Below are 16,145 nucleotides of genomic sequence, written 5' to 3' on the forward strand. Positions count from 1 at the left end.
TTTGAAGTCATGTCGTGCGATAGTGCTTTGGCGGGTAGGGTGCCAGTAGTAAGTTTGTAGTGATTTTTATTTTAAAGATTCCAATTTTAAAATTAACCCTTATAAGTAAGCAAACTTTCATAGGAAAGCATGCTCAATTTTGGGTTGTATGCTGTCGCATGCATGGTGTTCCTTTTAAATTCAACGGTTAATAGAGCGAGGTTTGTTGTTCTCTGGATGCCTGTTTTTCAGGCTGTGGGAATCGTTGTGTACTTTTCTTTAGAACGTGAGCCTACAATTTTGTTGCTTGGGACGTTGATAATCTTAAACTTCACACTGTTGATAGCCGCAGTAGCCTATAGAATACCACTATTGTTGGTAATTGTGTTGGTAATGGTGGGGTTTGGTGGTGCTTATATCAAAACCTTGTTATGCCATCCTAGAAGTTTTTGTGTGCAACGAAAAACGTATGCTAAGAGCCTACTTGGGGCAGTTAGGGCGATCGATCATAAACCGCAATATGTGCAGATGTTTATTTGTGAAATTGATTGTGGAAAATCTGAAAAATATTGCGCTAGGGTTTCTGTTAGAACTGCCATAGACCCCCTGATAGAAGTTGGTGACCGTGTAGTGTTTTCTGCAGTGCTTCATCCGCCGGGCCCTCCGGATTCGGCGAATGGTTTTGATTTTGCTCGATACGCATATTTTAAAGGCATTGCAGCCACTGGATTTGCTGTGTCAGAGGTGCAGCTATATGCAAAATCCGAAAGAGTAAAGCTTCATGACTGGATTGAGAGGATACGTACCAGAGGCTACGAAAGGTTTTTGCTCTACCTGAGCGAGGATTGTGCTGAAATGCTTGCTGCCCTACTCATAGGCAAAAGATCGGGTTTAAGAGCAGAAGTTTTGACTAACATGAGAAACTCAGGTTTAGCACACCTTTTAGCAATTTCGGGGCTCCACTTATCTTTTGTTGCTGGAATTACGTTTTTGTTTTTTAGATGCTTGGTTGCATTTACTGAGAGAATTTCATTGAATTATGACGCAAAGAAATTATGTGCCGTAGCTGCGATAGTATTGAGCTTTTTTTATCTACTTGTTGCAGGTATGCCAATTTCCGCGAGGCGTGCCTTCGTAATGGTATTTATGGCATTTTGTGGCATTATGATCAATAGGCGACACGCTGCACTGGCATCAGTGTCGGTAGCGGCGTTCGTTATGTTGCTATTTTCACCTGAGGCTGTTTTTTCACCCAGCTTTCAGATGTCATTTGCTGCTGTTTTAGCACTGATCACTACAGGGGGACTGTTGGCTTCTGTAACATTTCCTGCAGGTAGTGTTGCACAATACGTGGCCAAGACAGTAATAAGTTCGTGTATAGCTACTATAGCGACTGCGCCGTACGTTATATATCACTTTCATTATTTCTCTATTGTTGGAGTTTTAGCGAATATAATTGCGGTTCCCATAACAACATTTGTGGTTATGCCGCTAGGTATTGTCTATCAGATAATCATGTCAACATCGCTGCGTGTTCCCATTTCATACTTGTTAGAGCATGCAGTTGGAGTGGTGTTAGGTGTTGCAAAATTGTGTGCGCGCTCTGAGTGGGCCATTACAAACTTTAGTGCCATTCCTGGCGGTGCAGTTTTGCTTATATCTTGTGGCATGATCGTAGCATGTTGTGCGCGCGGCGCAGGGTCAATTTCTGGTGTTGCTGTGGGAGCTTTAGGTGCGGTGTGGGCGGCGCTGTATAACACCCCAGATATCATTTTGGACCAAAAGTCTGTAGTGGTGAAAGATATAGATTCACAGCTTTATTTTTGCACTTTAAATGGTAGTGGTCGCGGTCGTAGGTATACTAAGTGGGCTAGCGACAACAAACAACGGGCCATATACAAGCATATTTATACTGGAAAAGAAGGAAGGTTACGGTGCTTCACTTCGGGCTGTATCTACTTGGGTAGGGTAATAATATCACAGCATGCAGACTTTTTGATAAGTCACTGCAATGGGGCTGAGTTGATTATATATAATGGGTTTGATTTATATCCTGCGGTGTGTGCAGGGGTTAGACACATTACTTTAAGTGATATATATAACTACGGTGTGCATTACGTGTGGTTACGGCGGCACTCTATTTTGGTTGAGAGATCTGTAACCCAAAGATTATGGCACAAGAACTCCATGGGATATTTGAGGTAAGTTCATGAAAATAGACGGATGTAAGCGCAATGCGTGAACGACATGTCCTATATCCTGGTTAGTGGAAGTGCGGAAGCCTGTTGTGATGCCACATGGTAAAGTTAGCAGTTGTTTCGCGCTGGCGCTTTGTAGCTAGGCGTCTGCGATGGCGAATTAGAGCCGTTTTCAAAGCGAAATTCAGTTTTAAGCTCGTTTACCCTAAGCAAGAGTAGACGTGAGCATTCATGGGTATTTTTTATCGTACATGTACACGCTGGATGGCTCGGCATTGTGTGATTTACAATTCATGGATGCAGCATAGCATTTTTTCTTTGTCTTTTAAGTAGAGCTTTCATTTGTGTGCTAATTTTGTTTAGCGGAGCTACCGCTTGCCCCAAGACTTCCGCGATAGGGACTTTTTCTCAATTGTTGCGGTAAATATTTCTTTTTTATATTTCCCGAATATCATCAAAATTCCCACGGAATTTATTATTATGGAGATGGATATTGAAATGTCTGCAATATCCCAAAAAAGCTCTGCAGTTCCCAAAGCTCCCAGCGGAATCATCAGAATGAAAAATGCTGTCCACAACTTTTCGAGCCACTTATTGTTGTTAGAAACATACGATAGCACCTCTTTCGAGCAGATGAACCAAGTCAGTACTGTGGTGAACGAAAAGCAGAATACTACGAGTATTAGCAGATATTCAGTGTAATCAGTGCCTATCGCGCGCATGAACGCATTAAAACACATGTTTGTGCTTATAAGACTTAGATCAGTCCAGGCACCAGTAGTTAGTAGCACCAATGTAGTCAGAAAGGTAACTATAGCAACAATGAATGGCGAAATTAGCGATATTAGACTTTGTTGAGTTGCAAAATCATTTCCAATGCGCTTATCGCCTTTTACCATTGCGTGTACTGTACCCTCTAGTCCCAAACCTATATCTGTGGCAAATACTCCACGCAGCGCCCCTACCTGCACTATGGCAAAAGTTTCTGCCATGAATGCCATAAATGCACCGTCTTTAAAACTTCCAACGGAAAATACATTTTCGCATATCAACTTTAACGACGGAACTATACCATCGCTGAACCTGCTTAATGCGGTTATAACAAGCGTCAGGTATATTATCGACATACCGGGCACCACTTTCGATATTACGTTGCTCAGGCGTTCTGCATTCAGCGTTGTTACATACAGCAAAGCCAATGCCATCCCTATGGCCGCAAACAACGGAGGCTTCTCGACCAATAGCATTGATATAGACAGTGAATTCACTTGCACCAAGTTTCCAACTGTCAAAGCGCAAACTAAGGTCACTGCTGTTACTAGCAACGCAACCCAGTGTTTTTTCGTCCATTGTTGTAAATATACTACAGGGCCTCCATAAACCCTGCCATCCACCTGCTCACTGGTAGACATGCTTATATAGCAAGTTGTGTACTTTATTATGGAAGTCACTACAATAATTAGTGTCATCCACACTATGAACCCTGGCCCTCCCGTTCTGAGAGCCACAGCGGTGCCTGACAGATTCCCGACACCTAGGTTTCCGCCGACTATGGCGCAAACCGCAGCAACGGACGTGAATCCACCCGTACTATCCTTAAACAGGAAGCTAAATGCTTGTGGCAACTTTCTTATCTGCAACCAACCAGACGCAATAGAGAGCCTAAACCCCGTGAACAGCAACAACGCTATCGCTGGGAAGGACAGAAACAATTTTATGAAGCTCATACCTACCAGTGATAAACCCAGCAAACTACAAGTGGAGCCCCAACTTTTTGAGGCAGGAAGTTAAACAGGTCTGCAGTTCACTTAATTGTGTTGTTGCCAACCTACTACTGCTTACGAGCACGTAGCAATAACTCCTTTTCGCGTTTTTCGCTATCACATCCTCTGCAGCCACGCGTAACCTGCGCTTTATCTTGTTTCGCGTCACGGCATTCCCGGATTTCTTACTCACAGTAAACCCAACACGCACTGCACCACCCGTGGGCAAACCCATAGCATCACCAGCAGCAGCTTGCAGCAACAAGCCCCTGCTACCGACAGCAACTCCTGACAACCTTATGTACGAGAACTCTTTTCTCTTCTTGAGGGTAACCAAGCCCCTCAGGCGCATAAAACGCCCCGACCTCTTGCACGCCGTCTATTAAGGATCTTTCTGCCCCACTTTGTGGACATCCTGGCACGAAATCCATGCCTGCGCTTCCTGACTAGCCTGCTCGGTTGAAAAGTTCTTTTCATGCCACCTAACCAACTTACCAGCGTAAATAACGCTCCAGGCTACAGTTTGTACCCAGCATTGTCAAGCACTATTAGCCTCAATGAAATGGGGTTTAATCGGCCTCTGTTTCGAGAAATTGTGCTGCACTGCGGTTAAATAACATTTTTGCTGGCGATAAGTTATGGTGTGATAAAAACAACAATTACCAACCCAATCCGCGGTAAAATAAGAGCGCTATGTGTATTATGGTTACAACGGTCACACACCTTTGTGCTGTCCATGTTTTATGGCTGCGTGCAATAAAAAGTTTCCTATACAAGGGCGATGTTATAGAGAAGGTTTGGAGGATATTGCCAGTTGTTGCGGGGTATTTGAGCACGATGCACCCTGGCAGGTGTGTTTAATGCATCTTGGCATATAGTAGCAGCATCTACCTATTTTGGGCCATGATTGTTACCTTGGAAGCATTTTTGAGTTTTGCTTACTATCCAACAAGCTTCGGTGAAACCATGGTATAAAGTCTTGGAGAAAGCCGCTGTTTTTTTGTTTTCCTTAGCCCCATAGAGCTGCGATTGGGAGAGAGAAATATATAATTTACCCAATTGGTCAGGGGGCCTGAATATTTTTCAGGAAGCGTGTCGATATTGCATCAAAGTTTTTTGCTGCAGTATCAGGTATTTCCTGCCAGGAAGGCCAGTTCTCATGTTTTAATTTTCTGTTGTAGTGCAGAATTTATGTAATGCTGGCTTATATACACATTACACAAAGTTGTTTATATGTTCAGATAGTCTTTGACCGGGAAGACTGCCGCTGCAGTCTGAAAGCATATGGTGGTTCATTCCTGCATTGTGCTGGCCGCTCAAGTTTTTGTTTTTTCATTGGCTGCCATTTCGGATGCGGAGTTCATCTAGCGTCTACTCGCATACAAAGTGCTTCAAGCCAGGGCATATATCTCAATTTTTGGTGACTTCTACAGCAATCTATTAGCTAACACATCCATAAAGCATGCCTTGTGCGTTTATTTAACAAAGATTTTTGGCGATATAGCAGAGTAAATTTGTTGAGCAGGATGGATTTTGTGGTAAAAAAGCTATGCGCTGTATCAGTGGTGGTGTAGTTGGCAGCAGTGCAACCCTGATGGGGTTATTTGGGGGTCGCTGAGATGAGGATTTACTATGTTGAGTAGGGTGAAAGCCACTTTTGTTAGGTTGGGGCCGTATGTTGATTTGTTAAGGTTGAAGAGCTCTGAGATTTCCCTCTTGGCAACCTTCCCCTCTTGCGCCAGCGTTGCTCTCGTCTCTGAAAGTGTGTTTAAAACGATAGGGCTGTGCTTGATCGTAGCGGTAGCTGCTGCGGTAGTGAGGTCGGCTGGATGTATAGTTAACGACATATTTGATATAAACATAGATGGACGCGTTGCTAGAACCAAGAACAGGCCGTTGGTTGCTGGTAGGTTGACAGTTAAGCGCGCTCTTTGGGCGCTTGTCCCCTTGGTGAGTGTTGCGTGCTTAATACTGCTGTTTACCAATGCGTTGTCTTTTTACCTAAGTGTGTTCTGCGCAGTGGGTGTCGTTCTGTACCCTCTGATGAAGAGGTTTTTTTCTTATCCGCAGTTTTTTCTGGGAATTGTCTGGAACTTTGGCGTACTTATAGGATCAGCTATGGCTGCTAACAGAATAACTCTGGGGGCGGTGCTGATATACATTGGATGTGTGTTCTGGACTACCGCCTTTGACACTATATATGCGCAGCAAGATAGGAAGGACGACGAGGCTTTGGGGCTAAAGAGTACGGCGATCAAGTTCGGCGCTAACGCGGGTCTCTACGTGAAACGGCTATACGTGCTCACTACCACTATGTGGGCTTCTGCGGGGTTTGTCTCCCAGCTAGGATGGCCTTACTATGTGTTTATGTCGTTGTGTGCGGGAATATTTTACTACCAGTACAAGAAGACAGATTTTGACAATCCTAGCAGATGTATGTATATGTTCAAGACCAACATATACGCCGGGGTGCTGCTGTTCGTAGGCGTATGTTTCGGTAGGGGATTTTAGTTTTTCATGGGCCTCTTGTGCTTCTCTCAAAATGCAGTTAGAAAGTGTACCCCCGGGGCGTTTTAGGTCCTGTGTGGGGAGGTTTGTCACTGGGGTAACTGTGGTCACGACTACGGATACATCGGGTGGCAGATGTGGCATTACTGTGAGCTCCTTTAACTCTGTATCATTGGATCCTCCTTTGGTACTGTTTTCCGTGCAGAGGACGGCTTCTAGGTTTCAAACGTTTACCAGCTGTTCTGGGTTTGTAGTTAACATTCTCGGAGACAAACAAAAGGACGTCTCGCAGGATTTTGCTGACCGAAGCGCGGAGCACTGGGAGAAACACAGTTTCACCGTGCATTCAGGAATACCAGTAGTTTGTGGAGCGCTGGCTTACTTTCGCTGCGCGTTGTACAACGTCTATGATGGGGGAGATCATAAGATCGTAGTGGGTCGCGTGCTTGATTGTGATATCCTTGAGGATACCAGCCCGTTGCTGTATTACCGCGGTAAATATTGGGTCATAGGGAAGGAATTATAACGGTTTTCCTTTTTGAGAGAGTTTCGTTGTTTTCCATCCAAGTCCGTAGGGTTGTTTTTAAAGTGATGGTGCCGAACGATTCCGGATAATCTAATTGAAATTTCTATTCTGAAAATAGTGGACAGAGGGTAATTTGTGACACAATATTTAGTTACATGGTGTGGGTGAGCGCTTTTCGTTCTGTATACTGTTGGTAGAGCTTTAGCTACTGTTTTTCTATGTCGTGCGGGGCGGTGTTGTGCCTTTCGCGGTAGCGTGTGGCTGAGTGTTTTGAGATTTCAGTAGTGTGGCGGTTTTGTGGCAGTGCTACTAGGGTTTCAAGGAGGTCAGTGCATAGGATTGCATGGTTGTGAGTGTTAGGTCGTATGCTTGAAAAGAGTACAGATCGTTTATAGTAGGAGTCATAGCCACTAAATAACTTAATTTTGTAGTTGCGAGAGGGGGACAGCAACGTATTTGTTGGGATGAGCCGTGGGCTTCGTCACTGTGGATTTTGGTCAATGTTTCCTCGTGGTATCGTAATATGGAGTTTTAAGTTGAACGAGTTCGTGTGTGTTACTTATCATGAGTCGGGTGGCGACCGTTATGGGAGCTTGTTGCTTGATCGTTGCCTGCCGAGAAGGTCTAGCAGATGCTTTGCAGGTGCCATTGTTGCGTGTGTGTTGTCTTGGGGAATGGTATAGCTGGTATGCTTGATGTTCACGCTGTGGTGAGGAATCTCAATTTGTGGTACGAAGGTAAGCAGGTTCTGTTCGATATAAATCTTGATGTGCGCAAGCGCGAGGTAACCACGCTGATTGGCCCATCGGGTTGTGGCAAGTCAACATTTTTGCGATGTTTTAATCGCATGAACGATTTCGTTCCGAATTGTAAAGTAGAGGGCAAGATTGACATTGGTGGAATGGATGTTTTGTCTGAAGAAACCAATGTGGTGCTGCTGAGGGCAAAGGTGGGGATGGTGTTTCAAAAGCCAAACCCATTTCCGAAGTCCATATACGACAATATTGCCTATGGTCCAAAATTGCATGGCATGGCCAGGGGAAAGAAAAAGCTAGATGCCATCGTCGAGGAGAGCTTAAGGAGCGTTGGCCTATGGGAAGAGCTACGTGGTCGGCTGCGAGACAATGCATGTCAGCTGTCTGGAGGGCAACAGCAGAGATTGTGCATTGCGCGCGCCATAGCTGTGAGACCAACTATGTTGCTCATGGATGAGCCATGTTCAGCCCTTGATCCATTGGCTACCGGCGTTGTTGAAAACCTCATTAGGGACTTGAAGAAAAACTTCACTATTATGGTCGTTACTCACTCCATAAAGCAGGTACAAAAAATATCCGACAAGGTGGTGTTTTTTTCAGGTGGGAGAATAATTGAAAAAGGCTCGACAAAGGAGATCTTTCAGAATCCGAAGTCGGCCGACATCAAAGCATACCTTGAAGAACACCCTTAGCTGCGGTGTAAAAGGTGTACAGTAAGGGCTGTACGCGTAACAAGCCACTGTGTATGTCGGTTTGTGGGCTTCTTCAGTTCAGGTTCCAGATAGCAAGTTCCCTTTCCAGGGTGCGGTTTGCTATGGCCCTTCTAACCAGCTGCATTAAGTCGTTCATAAAACGTATGTTGTGTATAGTGATCAGTGAGTAAGCCAGCAACTCTCGAGCTTTCAGCAGATGGTGTAAATATCCTCTTGAGTGGGTTTTGCAAGTATAACAAGGACAGTCACTTTCTATAGGGTCGATGTTGCCCCGACAATGTGCGGAGTTAAGGTTTATGTACTCCTTGCTGGGATTATCCCTATTTGCAGGTTTTACCAAAGCTGCTCCGTGCCGGGCTATGCGTGTGGGGTAGACACAATCGAAGGTGTCCACTCCAAGCAGGGCTCCGTGAAATATGTCGACAACATTTCCTATTCCCAAGAGATGCACTGGACGACCCTTATCAAGCATGCTGTTAGTCATCTGTACAGTATCGTACATTTGTTGCTTACATGAGCCAAGTGACCCGCCTATAGCATTACCAAAGAACGCTGCATCATTGGCGAATTCGCAGTTCATTTGTCTAAGCTCTTGGTATATTCCCCCCTGAATGACGCAATAAAGCGCCTGAGAACCGTCATCATGTCGTTCAAATTCTTCTCTCGAGCGAGTTGCCCAGCGCATACTCATGAGCGTGGACTCCTTAGTGTAGTCGTAGCTCGTGTGGAAAGGAGTGCATTCATCGAGCACCACCACCAGGTCGGCTCCCAACATGCGCTGTATTTCCATAGACCTTTCCGGGGTAAGGTGGCGCAGACTGCCGTCGATATAAGATCTGAAATATGCTCCATTTTCAGCTATCTTTATCAGAGATGCGCCACGGCGCCGTTGTTTCCCCTTGAGCTCTTCAGAAACTGATCCGTAGCCAAGGCTGAAAATTTGATACCCACCAGAATCTGTCATCATAGGGCCATTCCAGCCCGTCATTTTATGTAGTCCCCCGAGCGTCCTTACGGTTTTCTCTCCGGGCTGCAGCATTAAGTGGTAGGTGTTTGAAAGTATAATCTGAGTGTCGCAATCCTTAACTGCACGCATGTCTAGAGACTTCACTGAAGCCTTTGTCGCACAAAAAATGAAAGCAGGAGTTGATATAACCCCATGTGGCGTGCGTAAGGAGCCTATCCGGGCATTCCCATGTTCAATCAGCACCTTGAAGTCAAAATTTTTATACATGCGCACCACTTGTTGTTAAAACATGCCTACATGCAGTCGGAGGTGGGTATTTCACGGCAAGAATTGCCACAACACAATACTAGCCGGGAGCAAGGCTACCCATGATGCACAGCCTGCACTGCAGTTCTGCCAGCCCTTTAGTACATCATGTTAATAATATTATCAACAAATTAGGCTATGCGTCGCAAAGTGCTGTTGCTTATATTTACTTTCTGGGTGATAATCAGGGCTTTGGTCAACAAGAGTTGTGCTATGGCTGTACCTAAGAGAAAAAAGTCAAAGTCTCGTCGCAATATGCACCGCTCCCACCGGGGTCTTTCGGTGCCTAACGTAGTTATAGATCCCACAACTGGTGAGTATAAGCTTTCGCATCAGGTGTGCTTGGGAGGGTATTACAATGGAAAGCAAGTAGCTAAATCGAAAGTGTAGGGCTTATGACAGAAGGTCAAGATGAGTGCTTGTCCCTCGCGCTGGATGCAATGGGGGGTGATGCAGCTCCCGATGCGGTAATAGAGGGAGCAGACCTCGTACTGTCTGGCGCTATACCTTGTGAAGGCAGGGTGCACTTCAGTATCTACGGGAAAGGCGACGTTGTCTTGCCTGTGCTGTCGAAGTATAAGCGAGTTGTCGCTAACAGCGTTTTTATAGATGTTGCTGATGCTGTGTTGGCTTCTGATCGGCCGTCTTATGCGCTAAGACACAGAAGGAACTCCAGCATGTGGAAAGCCGTTGAAGATGTGAAGAAGGGCCTGGTGAAGGGTATGGTTTCTGCTGGGAATACTGGGGCTCTGATGGCTGTTTCTCGATGTGTGCTGGGCACCATGCAGGACATAGATCGGCCAGCTATAGTCACTGCCGCGCCGTCAAAAAAGGACAGTTTTGTCATCGTTGATCTGGGTGCAAACGTCGAATGTAATGCGTATGCGCTGTTTCAGTTTGCTCTTATGGGGGTCGCTTTTGCGAAAACTGTACTAGGAAGAAGCGATCCAAAGGTGGGGTTGATAAATATTGGCGAGGAGGAAGTCAAGGGCACTGTCGCGGTGCGTGAGGCCTGCGCTCTGCTCAGGGAAGCGGGATCCAAAGTAAATTTTCATGGGTACGTAGAAGCAAATGAAGCCCTGGCGGGGAAGGTGGATGTTGTGGTTACTGACGGCTTCACGGGGAACGTAATGCTTAAGGCTATGGAGGGGACTGCTGATTTGATCTTCTCTGCTTTTAAGGATACTGCGAGGTCCTCTTTGATTAGAAGGATTGGTGGGTTGCTTTTGCGTGGTGGCATCAAGCGGATGCTAGGTAGGTTGGATCCGGATAGGTACAACGGAGCCATGCTCCTTGGGCTAAATGGCATTGTGGTAAAGAGCCATGGCGGTGCAGATGGGGAAGCTTTTGCCTATGCAATAAAAGCGGCAGTCAGCGCGGCGCGGCACGATGTTGTTTCCAGAATTGCTGCGGAGATAAGTGAAATCGGATGATGAGAACAGTTTTGTGCGGAGTGGGGGCTTTTTTGCCTCAAAAGGTTGTTACTAATGATGACTTATCTCTAATTGTTGATACTACAGACGAGTGGATATTCCGCAGGACCGGGATACGGCGTAGGCATATTGTTGCTGAGGATGAAACTACTGTATATATGGCTGTCAAGGCTGCTGTTGATGCTTTAGACGCCTCAGGAGTTACTGCTGACACTGTAGATTTGATAATTGTGGCAACGTCAACTCCAGACAAAACTCTGCCGAGTTGTGCAGCTGCTGTTCAGGGAAGGCTTGGTTGTAGAAGAGCCATGGTTTTTGACTTGAACGCTGCGTGTTCGGGATTTGTGTACTCACTTGCAGTTGTTGACGGCCTTATAAGAACCGGGCACGCGAAGGTAGCTCTTTTAATCGGCGCCGAAGCTATGTCAAAGATAGTAGATTGGCACGATAGATCCACTTGTGTTTTATTTGGTGATGGAGCAGGGGCATGTGTGTTACGAGGAGAAGAGACGGACAATAATGCTGGTATAATATCCACATTGCTGGGGGCAGATGGGGCACTGAGTGAGGTTTTATCGACCGACGGTGGTGTAGCTTCTACGGGTACTGCTGGTAAAATACGTATGAGTGGTACGGTGCTTTTCGAGCACGCCATCTTGAGGCAAGCCGCATCGATAACTGAGCTCTTAAACATGAATTCCGTCAGCATTGACGATATTGACTGGTTTATTCCTCATCAGGCAAATATTAGGATTGTGGAGTCGGTGGCGAAGAGATTGGGCTTTCCCATGGAGAAAATAGTGCTTGGAATAGAAGACCATGCCAACACTTCTGCCGCATCGATTCCGTTGGCGATGAAAAGCGGCCTTGACCGTGGCGACATACGCAAGGGGCAGTTGGTATTATTGACTTCTTTCGGCGCAGGCATAACCTGGGGGTCTAGCTTAATTAGGCTGTAGGGGGAAGGGATTTAGGATACCCTTTCCGATGACATGGTGCATTGTTACTATGGTGCGCGTTTTGATCGTGTGCACCGCAGACTAAGTCGATCGTACTTTGGCAAAGAATCCTTTGAGGATTTCAGCATTTTCCCGTTCTAGATATCCGCCGTAAACTTCAGGCACGTGGGTGCAATATTTGAAGACCTGGGCGCCGTTTTCTATTCCTCCTAGTTTTTCGTTATATGCTCCAAAGTACAAGCGTCTAATTCTAGCAAAGGATATTGCCTGTGCGCACATTGCACAGGGTTCTAGCGTTACGTATAGGTCGCAACCTTCCAGTATGCATGTCTTTAGTGTGGCGCAGGCTTCTTTAATTGCCAAGATTTCTGCGTGGGCAGTGGGATCGAAATTATTTATTGTTAAATTATGTGCTTTCGATAGCACTACGCCGTTTTTCACGACCACGGCACCCACGGGAACCTCCTCAACCGAGGAGAGTGCTTCCTCCATAGCTAATCTAATGTGTCTGCTAGCTTGCATGGCTGATAATACATGTACAACAAAGTTTAGAGCTGTATACAGGCTCCTTATACGATTGCTTGCGGGCAATCGCGCCCAACAAATGGTACAAGAATGTGAGTGTCTTAGGCAATGGCTTTCTCAATGTACCACATCATGTTAAAATACTGTGTTGTTAATGTCGTGCTGAGTAGTTATGGCTCTAAAAATCCTAGAGGTCTTTTTAGCTGTTTTGGCGATCGTGGTTTTTTTAGGTTTGCTGAGGCTTTCTTTCGGCGCTGTGCGAGACTTCGTAATTAGATTATTCAGCGGGCACGACGAAGAAGAGAATCTTACCGAAGAGGAGAAGCATAGGCGGTATTTGGAAAAGAAGCATCGGGAAATTGTGCGGGAGAAGGTGCAAGTTCAGGTGTTGCAGCAGAGCCATGAAGAACAGTCGGAATACCAAAGTGCGGTAAGAATTATAGGGCTTATGGAGCCTATAGGACGATGGACAAGATATGTTATGTCTGAAAAGCGCCAGCGACTAGGGGGCATTAAATCCTCGGATATTCCCAACGGGTTTTGGCAAATGCTGGTGAGTATGAAGGGAATGTACCAGGGAAAGTATAAGGGAAGGTCACGGTAGAATGGTGGCTTTATATGCAGATATCTGGTAGTATAAACCCTAGATTTGGGTGGTAGTTCTGTGCAGAGTTCAGGAGACAAGGGATCACTGGAGGGTATTTCTGGGTTGCCCAGTAATATAGAAGCTGAGCAAATGCTAATTGGTGCGATGCTTAGGGATAATAGAATCTGCGATGCACTGGAAGACATAATTAGTTCTGAGGTGTTCTACGATCCCCTGCATGGGCGGATTTTTGATCAAGTACTCAAGATAAACAAGAGAGGGATCTCGGCGAACGAAATAAGCCTCAAGATGTTTTTTGATAACGACGAGGCTTTAATTGAGTCTGGAGGAGGGGAGTATCTAGCGAAAATTGCCGCTAAAGCGAGTGTGGTCTTTGACATAAGAAGTGTCGCAAGGGTGGTGTTTGACGCCCATTTGCGTCGGTGCCTTATAGCATTGGGGCAGGACATTGTTGGGAATGCCTACGATTACGATTGTGATAACCCTGCGGAGCATCAAATAGAGGATGCATCGCAGAAGCTTTTCTTGTTGGGTAACCAGGGCAAGTCCGATAAAAACTATCACGTATTTTCCACATTGATAGGGGATGTTAGGAAAAAGATTGAAAGCGCTAAGGCTAATAAGGATGAGCTGCAGGGTATTTCGGTAGGCCTTAAAGATTTAGACCATTTGCTTAGTGGGCTGCAAAACTCTGACCTTATAGTTTTGGCAGCGCGGCCGTCCATGGGTAAAACAGCACTAGCTCTCAACATGGCGCTTAATGCTTGCAAGTCGCTTAAAGACAAAGGTAAGAGCGTGGGTTTTTTCTCTCTTGAAATGTCCGCAGAGCACATCGCGTCTCGTCTCATATCAATAGAGTCAGAAATTAGCTCGTACAAGGCCCTGTCGGGTAAAATCAGCAGTAGTGATCTACAACAAGTTTTGAGAGCCAGCGAGAGTATATGTGATCTTCCATTGGTTATAGACGACTCTTCGGTGCTTTCCATTAGTGGGCTCCGTACCAGAATTAGGCGGATGCATCAGTTGCATAACGTAGGAGTGGTTTTCATAGACTACTTGCAGCTTATCAAGGGAACAACTAAAAGAAGCGGGGAGAACCGAGTTCAAGAGGTCTCGGAAGTTACCCAGGGTCTTAAGGCTATAGCCAAGGAAATAAATGTACCGTTGGTTGCCTTGTCACAGCTATCAAGGCTTGTGGAGCAGCGGGATGATAAGAAGCCGCAGCTGTCTGATCTAAGAGATTCGGGAAGTATTGAGCAAGATGCAGATGTGGTGATGTTCTTGTACCGGGAAGAGTACTACGAGTTGAGAAAGCAGCCTGCTGAAGGTACTTCCAAGCATGCAGAGTGGCAAATGAAAATGGACGCAATCAGCAATTTGGCCGATGTCTTGGTATCCAAGCAACGTAATGGGCCTATAGGTAACGTCAGGCTATATTTTGAGCCTGAAAAGGGTAAGTTCCGTGACTATACGACTCGCTACGATATTTACGATAAAGACTAAACGGGTGGTGCTTGTGGGATGGCACTTGTAATTTTGGTGATCTCAGTTGTTTTTGCGTTGAGCAACAAGAACGCAACCAGGTGATGTGCCGATGTATTAAACGCGTTGTGCAGGTAGTTTGGCATATGCCATTGCTGCGGTTTTATTCTCAAAAGTATTTACAGAGCTCTAGATTTTTGCGACATTTCCCAAGAGTGTTTCGGGTAACATTCCTTGCGGCTTTCGCGCTTGGTGTGCCATGGTGGATTAAGGGACGTATGACGAAAACTGCCGGAGTAGCTGGAGCGGGCCTTGTAGGTAGGCTTCTGGCACTTGCATTAGTACGCGAAGGGTGGAGTGTTTCAATTTTCGATGAGGACGATACCATCGGTAGAAAGAGTTGCGGGTACGTTGCAGGTGGCATGCTCTCTTTATATTCAGAGGCTGAGAGCATAAGTGATTTAGTTGTGGGCTTGGGAAGAAGGTCTATATCACTGTGGCCAGAAATAGTCAGCTACGTTGGAGCAAGTTCCTGCTTTCGTTCATCGGGGAGTGTAATAGTTGCGCACCGGGCCGACTTGTCGGATCTCGAAAGGAGGCGTGAGTTTATACAAAATCGTTTTCCAGGACTATTTGATGATCTGAAAATAACCCATAGTGTCGGAGAAGGGCTTTCTGTTGCGTATAGCATGAAGGTGCCGGGGGAGGGCAGTATAGATAACGTGATGCTGTTCGAATGTGTTGAGAGAACCCTGAGGCAGCATAATGTGTGCTGGCATGCCAACACTAGGGTAATTGGTATTACTCATGGCAAGATAGTCACTGAAGAAGGGTCGCACGTATTTAATTTTGTTTTCGATTGCCGGGGGATAGGAGCAAAGGCTGATTTGCCAGGCTTACGTGGTGTAAGGGGGGAGTCTATATTGCTGCAGGCACCGAACGTTTCCATTGAAAACGTAATCCGTGTGGTGCATCCCAGATATAGTATTTATGTCGTGCCTAGGCCAAATAGTATGTTTCTAGTTGGGGCTACTGAAATAGAAAGTTGTGACTTTTCTGAAATATCTGTGCAATCAGCCCTAGAAATTCTTTCTGCAGCCTATTCCCTGCATAAAGGGTTTGCTGAAGCAAGAATTGCCTCCATGATGACGGCTTGCAGGCCGGCTTTTAGTGACAATATACCAAAAATAGTATGGGAGAAGAACGCTGCCAGAATAAATGGCTTGTATAGATACGGGTATTTGTGTGTTCCCGCTATGGTGGAAGAAGTTATACGATTACTCAAGGGGGGAGATTCTCGCTATAGTTCGCTGCACTATTGGGTTTGAAGCTATAGCTGGCAGTTTGCCGGTGGATGTAGGTTGTATAGGTTGCAGATTTTCCCCCCGAAGTTTTCTCTCCTGCGCCAAAAGTACATTCTTCAG

15 protein-coding genes are annotated in these 16,145 nt (G+C 45.8%); 10 read left to right on the forward strand and 5 right to left on the reverse strand.

Features of this window, described 5'->3' with window-relative positions; genetic code table 11:
• Positions 1-246 precede the first annotated feature (246 nt).
• On the forward strand, positions 247-2,184 hold the full coding sequence (locus ANPL_RS01360; protein WP_169193021.1) for a ComEC/Rec2 family competence protein: 1,938 nt from the start codon (positions 247-249) through the stop codon (positions 2,182-2,184).
• A 361-nt stretch (positions 2,185-2,545) separates the two neighbouring features.
• On the opposite strand, the gene ANPL_RS01365 is transcribed toward ANPL_RS01360, so the two are convergent.
• Genes ANPL_RS01365 through rpmH form a run of 3 tightly spaced genes read right to left on the reverse strand, consistent with a single transcriptional unit; the run spans position 2,546 to position 4,417 of the window.
• The gene (locus ANPL_RS01365) at positions 2,546-3,904 is read right to left on the reverse strand and encodes an alanine:cation symporter family protein (protein WP_169193022.1); all 1,359 of its coding nucleotides are present in this window, start codon (positions 3,902-3,904) and stop codon (positions 2,546-2,548) included.
• A gap of 25 nt (positions 3,905-3,929) precedes the next feature.
• Positions 3,930-4,292 (reverse strand): ribonuclease P protein component, encoded by a 363-nt coding sequence (rnpA, locus tag ANPL_RS01370; protein ID WP_169193023.1) that lies wholly within the window; start codon positions 4,290-4,292, stop codon positions 3,930-3,932.
• Complete coding sequence (gene rpmH / locus ANPL_RS01375; protein ID WP_169193024.1) at positions 4,283-4,417, reverse strand: 50S ribosomal protein L34; 135 nt, start codon at positions 4,415-4,417, stop codon at positions 4,283-4,285. Before rpmH ends, rnpA begins: the two co-directional genes overlap by 10 nt.
• A 1,155-nt stretch (positions 4,418-5,572) precedes the next feature.
• Here rpmH and ANPL_RS01380 point away from each other — a divergent pair.
• From ANPL_RS01380 to pstB, 3 genes are all read left to right on the forward strand, one after another.
• Positions 5,573-6,451: a 4-hydroxybenzoate octaprenyltransferase gene (locus ANPL_RS01380; protein WP_169193025.1), complete on the forward strand. Its 879-nt coding sequence runs from the start codon at positions 5,573-5,575 to the stop codon at positions 6,449-6,451.
• A gap of 31 nt (positions 6,452-6,482) precedes the next feature.
• Positions 6,483-6,974: a flavin reductase family protein gene (locus ANPL_RS01385; protein ID WP_169193026.1), complete on the forward strand. Its 492-nt coding sequence runs from the start codon at positions 6,483-6,485 to the stop codon at positions 6,972-6,974.
• A 688-nt stretch (positions 6,975-7,662) separates the two neighbouring features.
• Positions 7,663-8,421, forward strand: coding sequence for a phosphate ABC transporter ATP-binding protein PstB (gene pstB, locus ANPL_RS01390; RefSeq protein ID WP_169193601.1), 759 nt, complete (start codon positions 7,663-7,665; stop codon positions 8,419-8,421).
• 73 nt (positions 8,422-8,494) lie between these two features.
• Here pstB and tgt read toward each other — a convergent pair whose 3' ends face one another.
• Positions 8,495-9,676, reverse strand: coding sequence for a tRNA guanosine(34) transglycosylase Tgt (tgt, locus tag ANPL_RS01395; protein ID WP_169193027.1), 1,182 nt, complete (start codon positions 9,674-9,676; stop codon positions 8,495-8,497).
• 252 nt (positions 9,677-9,928) lie between these two features.
• Here tgt and rpmF point away from each other — a divergent pair, with 252 nt between their 5' ends.
• Genes rpmF through ANPL_RS01410 form a run of 3 tightly spaced genes read left to right on the forward strand, consistent with a single transcriptional unit; the run spans position 9,929 to position 12,107 of the window.
• Positions 9,929-10,105: a 50S ribosomal protein L32 gene (gene rpmF, locus ANPL_RS01400; RefSeq protein WP_169193602.1), complete on the forward strand. Its 177-nt coding sequence runs from the start codon at positions 9,929-9,931 to the stop codon at positions 10,103-10,105.
• A 5-nt stretch (positions 10,106-10,110) separates the two neighbouring features.
• A complete protein-coding gene (gene plsX, locus ANPL_RS01405) occupies positions 10,111-11,148 on the forward strand; it encodes a phosphate acyltransferase PlsX (protein ID WP_169193028.1) in 1,038 nt (345 codons plus the stop codon).
• Positions 11,145-12,107: a beta-ketoacyl-ACP synthase III gene (locus ANPL_RS01410; RefSeq protein WP_169193029.1), complete on the forward strand. Its 963-nt coding sequence runs from the start codon at positions 11,145-11,147 to the stop codon at positions 12,105-12,107. The genes plsX and ANPL_RS01410 overlap by 4 nt, the downstream gene beginning before the upstream one ends.
• 81 nt (positions 12,108-12,188) lie before the next feature.
• Here the strand turns inward: ANPL_RS01410 and ANPL_RS01415 are convergent, their stop codons facing one another.
• Positions 12,189-12,629 (reverse strand): nucleoside deaminase, encoded by a 441-nt coding sequence (locus ANPL_RS01415; protein WP_169193030.1) that lies wholly within the window; start codon positions 12,627-12,629, stop codon positions 12,189-12,191.
• 175 nt (positions 12,630-12,804) lie between these two features.
• Here ANPL_RS01415 and ANPL_RS01420 point away from each other — a divergent pair, with 175 nt between their 5' ends.
• The 3 genes from ANPL_RS01420 (at position 12,805) to ANPL_RS01430 (ending at position 16,049) form a co-directional block, all read left to right on the forward strand.
• On the forward strand, positions 12,805-13,236 hold the full coding sequence (locus ANPL_RS01420) for a hypothetical protein (RefSeq protein ID WP_169193031.1): 432 nt from the start codon (positions 12,805-12,807) through the stop codon (positions 13,234-13,236).
• 60 nt (positions 13,237-13,296) lie between these two features.
• On the forward strand, positions 13,297-14,742 hold the full coding sequence (locus ANPL_RS01425) for a replicative DNA helicase (RefSeq protein WP_169193032.1): 1,446 nt from the start codon (positions 13,297-13,299) through the stop codon (positions 14,740-14,742).
• 257 nt (positions 14,743-14,999) lie between these two features.
• The gene (locus ANPL_RS01430; RefSeq protein ID WP_169193033.1) at positions 15,000-16,049 is read left to right on the forward strand and encodes an FAD-dependent oxidoreductase; all 1,050 of its coding nucleotides are present in this window, start codon (positions 15,000-15,002) and stop codon (positions 16,047-16,049) included.
• Positions 16,050-16,145 lie beyond the last annotated feature (96 nt).

The sequence above is a fragment of the Anaplasma platys genome (genome assembly GCF_012790675.1).
Taxonomy (GTDB): Bacteria; Pseudomonadota; Alphaproteobacteria; order Rickettsiales; family Anaplasmataceae; genus Anaplasma; species Anaplasma platys.

Excerpts from the sequence above, each read along its gene's own strand:
- ANPL_RS01365 (WP_169193022.1), bottom strand. The coding sequence starts at position 3,904 with ATGAGCTTCATAAAATTGTTTCTGTCCTTCCCAGCGATAGCGTTGTTG.
- rnpA (WP_169193023.1), bottom strand. The coding sequence starts at position 4,292 with ATGCGCCTGAGGGGCTTGGTTACCCTCAAGAAGAGAAAAGAGTTCTCG.
- rpmH (WP_169193024.1), bottom strand. The coding sequence starts at position 4,417 with ATGAAAAGAACTTTTCAACCGAGCAGGCTAGTCAGGAAGCGCAGGCAT.
- ANPL_RS01380 (WP_169193025.1), top strand. The coding sequence starts at position 5,573 with ATGTTGAGTAGGGTGAAAGCCACTTTTGTTAGGTTGGGGCCGTATGTT.
- ANPL_RS01385 (WP_169193026.1), top strand. The coding sequence starts at position 6,483 with ATGCAGTTAGAAAGTGTACCCCCGGGGCGTTTTAGGTCCTGTGTGGGG.
- pstB (WP_169193601.1), top strand. The coding sequence starts at position 7,663 with ATGCTTGATGTTCACGCTGTGGTGAGGAATCTCAATTTGTGGTACGAA.
- tgt (WP_169193027.1), bottom strand. The coding sequence starts at position 9,676 with ATGTATAAAAATTTTGACTTCAAGGTGCTGATTGAACATGGGAATGCC.
- rpmF (WP_169193602.1), top strand. The coding sequence starts at position 9,929 with ATGGCTGTACCTAAGAGAAAAAAGTCAAAGTCTCGTCGCAATATGCAC.
- plsX (WP_169193028.1), top strand. The coding sequence starts at position 10,111 with ATGACAGAAGGTCAAGATGAGTGCTTGTCCCTCGCGCTGGATGCAATG.
- ANPL_RS01410 (WP_169193029.1), top strand. The coding sequence starts at position 11,145 with ATGATGAGAACAGTTTTGTGCGGAGTGGGGGCTTTTTTGCCTCAAAAG.
- ANPL_RS01415 (WP_169193030.1), bottom strand. The coding sequence starts at position 12,629 with ATGCAAGCTAGCAGACACATTAGATTAGCTATGGAGGAAGCACTCTCC.
- ANPL_RS01420 (WP_169193031.1), top strand. The coding sequence starts at position 12,805 with ATGGCTCTAAAAATCCTAGAGGTCTTTTTAGCTGTTTTGGCGATCGTG.
- ANPL_RS01430 (WP_169193033.1), top strand. The coding sequence starts at position 15,000 with ATGACGAAAACTGCCGGAGTAGCTGGAGCGGGCCTTGTAGGTAGGCTT.